The 3,874-nt window shown below is 44.2% G+C and carries 2 protein-coding genes and 1 pseudogene; 1 reads left to right on the top strand and 2 read right to left on the bottom strand.

The features are described 5' to 3' along the window. Window positions 1-214: 214 nt before the first annotated feature. Window positions 215-514: pseudogene (locus ACKTSG_RS13755) on the bottom strand (transposase); the annotation flags it as partial. A gap of 166 nt (window positions 515-680) precedes the next feature. Between ACKTSG_RS13755 and mprF the strand changes: the two are divergent. Further along, window positions 681-3,284, top strand: a complete 2,604-nt coding sequence (gene mprF, locus ACKTSG_RS13750) for a bifunctional lysylphosphatidylglycerol flippase/synthetase MprF (RefSeq protein ID WP_407895556.1) — start codon at window positions 681-683, stop codon at window positions 3,282-3,284. Between the two features lie 196 nt (window positions 3,285-3,480). Here the strand turns inward: mprF and ACKTSG_RS13745 are convergent. Continuing rightward, on the bottom strand, window positions 3,481-3,874 hold a 394-nt coding region (locus ACKTSG_RS13745), incomplete at its 5' end, for an IS30 family transposase (RefSeq protein ID WP_407895554.1).

The raw sequence follows: 3,874 nt of genomic DNA, 5'->3' as shown, positions 1-3,874 counted from the left end.
TTAGAGCTAAGTGGGGTACTTAAACCGGCACCAAAGGATTCAAATGACAATTGAAGCGGGCTGTGACGATAGACCATACGATAACCTCCGAGTAGGTTCCCAAAAAATGCAAGGAAAATGCAGGAAAACAGCTAATTCCAATGGATTTATTATACCGCAATAATGCATATATTAGCTTAAATGCCTGAATTATAGAATTTTTAAGCAGCCACTAAATAGATTTAGTAGCTAGTTTAAATTCGTGAGCAATCATTCCTGGTGACCAGCTTAGACGTAAATGGTTGAGAATTTTTTGCTTTAACTCATCGCTCAGCTTAGTTTTCCGACCACATCGTGATCGCTTGTATTCGGCATCTGTTTGTGCTAATTCAACCTGATAAGGTTGACATCGAGATAATTCATAAAAAATTGTTGACGGTGATCGGTTCAGCCGAACGCCCATTTGGATATTGGACAGCCCTAGTTCACAAAAGGTTTCGATTTTAATTCGTTCGGAATAGGTTATACTAGACAAAAGATCATCTCCTAAAAGATGGGTTTGTGGTAAACACCATTTTAAAGGAAGCTGATCTTTTTTTGTCCGAACAGCGTTCGGATTAATTTTACAATCTACCAAATGGAAATCAAAACGTTATAAATTCAAGATTAAATACAGATAATCTAGGGAAAGGAGAATTTTTTTGAAGGCAACGTTACAGAAAATCGGGACGGCACTCAATAAACGCATGGGGATCATCAAAGCATTATTTGTATTCTCTGTCCTGTTATTTGTGATTACGGAAGTCGGCAAAATTGCGAAGGAAGTCAGTGGCGCGCAGTTGGCAAATGCGCTTGCTTCGCAAAGCTGGTGGCATCTGTTGAGCATGGTCGTGATTGGTATTATCGCAGTGACACCAATGCTGACGTATGACGTCATGATTACAAAGTTTTTACCCAACCACTATTCACTTGGCTATATCTTAAAAGCAGGATGGATCACCAATACATTTACGAATATCGGTGGTTTTGGGGGCGTGCTGGGCGCCTCACTGCGTGCTAACTTTTATAATCGCGAAGCCACTAAAAAACAAATCGTGTTTGCCATTTCCAAGATCGCTTTGTTTTTAGTTTCGGGATTGTCATTATATTGTATGATCTCACTCGTGCTAGTCTATGGCTTTGGCATTGGGAACATGTATGGCAGTTACTGGATCTGGCTCGTCGGTGGTGCACTGTATTTTCCAGCTATCTTTATTTTTACACGGATCAACGATTCGGAATTCTTCGATGGCCTTACGCTCGGCAACGTCGTTCGGTTATTGAGTGGGTCGTTTGGTGAATGGACTGGCTGTGTGCTGTTCTTCTTATTAATTGGAAACTTTATGGGATTACCCATTGATTTTGCAGCAGTCGTGCCGTTATTCGTGATTGCTTCGGTTGTCGGTGAAGTGTCAATGGTACCCGGTGGTATTGGGTCATTCGACGTTTTCATGATTTTTGGTCTCAGTGCGGTCGGAGTTTCTCGACCAGACGCCGTCGTATGGCTCTTATTTTACCGGTTATTCTACTATATTATCCCGTTTGCCATCGGGATGGTCTTACTCATCCATGACACCGGCCATCGCTTAAACGTGCGCTTAGCGGGTATTCCTAAGCAGGCATTACAACGTGTTGCTCAGATGGTACTGACGGTTTTTCTCTACTTTTCTGGTTTTCTGATGTTGTTGATGTCAACGGTCCCTACCTTTGCATATAGCAATAAACTCTTCTTACAGTTTTATCCGTACACCTTTTTCTTTATTAATCAGGCCAGCAGTATTATTATGGCCTTCTTACTGATTGGGGTGGCGTTGGGAACTGCTGGCCGGGTCAAAAAAGCTTTTTGGCCAACGGTGATTGTCCTGCTGATTGCAATTTTGAATACGATTCGCTGTCTCGTCGTTTATGATGCAATTTCGATGAAATTTGTGATTTTCTTGATTGTGATTCTAGCGCTAGTGGCTTTGTCGCGGCATGCTTATTATCGTGATCGGTTGGCTTTTTCGTGGGGGCAAACGTTGTGGGTTAGCTGCGTGTATGTGGTGACCTTTATCTTGTATACGATTGTGGGGGTCTATAACGCGCCCCAAATTCATCATCGGCATGCGGTTCCTGAAGCGCTGTTCTTCCCATCACAAAAGCTCTGGTTATTTGGGGTGGTTGGGTTAGTCTTAGCGGCAATGATTTTGATTATTATGTACCGCTACTTTGCGAGTGGCTATAACGCCCGATTGCGTCAAAAGATGGATGCGGCTCGGGTCAAACAAGTGATTGAAACTTATGGCGGCAATGAAATCTCACACTTGGCTTATTTGAATGATAAGTTAGCATATTACTATCAAGCCGATAGGGTCGATCAACTGATCTTCTTATACCAGCAGAAGGCTGATAAACTGATCATTATGGGAGAGCCATTCGGTAATCAAGCGGTATTACAAGCTGCCTTGGAACAGTTATTGGATGACGCAGATAGTGACGGTTGCTCGCTAGTCTTTTACGAAATTAGTGAGATGCTGACGATGCGCCTACACGAAATGGGCTTTGACTTTATCAAAACCGGTGAAGAAGGGCACGTCAAATTGGCAGACTTTAGTTTGGCTGGTAAACGGCTACGGGGTGAGCGGACCCTAATGAATAAGTTTACCCGGGATCACTATGAGTTTGCCATCTTGCAGCCACCGTTCAGTGCCAACGTTATGGCTGAATTACGAGCTGTTTCGGATAGTTGGTTAGCAGGTGAGACGGAAAAAGGATTCTCGCTCGGATTTTTTGATGAGCAGTATCTCAATCAGGCACCCGTAGCGGTCGTTTATGATCCTGACCACCGAATTGTCGCGTTTGCGAATATTATGCCGCAGGGAAATCATCAGACGACTTCAATTGACTTAATGCGGTCAAGCAAATCGGCGCCATCCGGCATTATGGACACGGTCTTTGTGCACCTATTTGAACAGGCGCGTGACGATGGCTATGCTTATTTCAATATGGGAATGGCACCGTTATCCGGTGTGGGGGTTTCACGCTACAGTTTTATTCAAGAAAAAATTGCTCATTTAATTTACGAATATGGCTACCAGTTATATGGTTTTCAGGGATTACGGTCGTACAAAGAGAAGTATGTGACCGAGTGGGAACCGAAGTACATTGCGTACCGAAAACGTAATTCACTAATTTTCACCATTTTACAATTGCTACAAGTCGTTAATACCCGGGTGCACAAGTCTGAGCGGCACCGGCCAGTATGGTTGTTGAAACGATTGAAATAACTGAATCATGCACGTTGTTGATAAGATCGATCTGATCTAGTTGACGACGTGTATTTGTTTTATGATAAGACTAACTCTAGTTGGTGTAGAGTAGCGGGTGTTGTTTACTAATGATTTAGGCAGAGGTATTTATTTTGCCGTAAATTGCAAGAACAAGTTAGCCAGTCGTTGAGGACAATCCCAGAACAGGCCGTTATCAAATAGAAGTTGTGGTGCTAGAGAGACTACTGGGCCATGCGGCGAACGCCCGAGCTTCGGCCTCAAAGTTTTGCTGGGGTGTGCAGTAGCCCTGTTGTTTGCGAGGCAACTGATTCAAGCGGTCTTGCGTGGCCTGCACTTGACTAGGGCTAATGTCATCTAGGGACATGCCCTTAGGGAAGTCCTGGCGGATCATCCGGTTATGTACCTCGTTGGTGCCACGGTCGCAGGACGTGTAAGGATGGGCGTAGAAGATCTCAGTTTCCGTCCCAGCAAAAGCAGTATTTAAGGCGGTGAACTCGGGTCCGTTGTCGGCTGTGATGGTCTTGATGCAAGCTCCCCATTCGCGCTTGATTCCACGCAATGCATAGCTCACAGAGTCTGCATCTCGT

The sequence above is a fragment of the Lacticaseibacillus salsurae genome, assembly GCF_045862175.1.
GTDB lineage: Bacteria > Bacillota > Bacilli > Lactobacillales > Lactobacillaceae > Lacticaseibacillus > Lacticaseibacillus salsurae.
The sequence above is the reverse complement of the archived record's forward strand: the minus strand, read 5'-3'. Positions and strand labels throughout refer to the sequence as shown.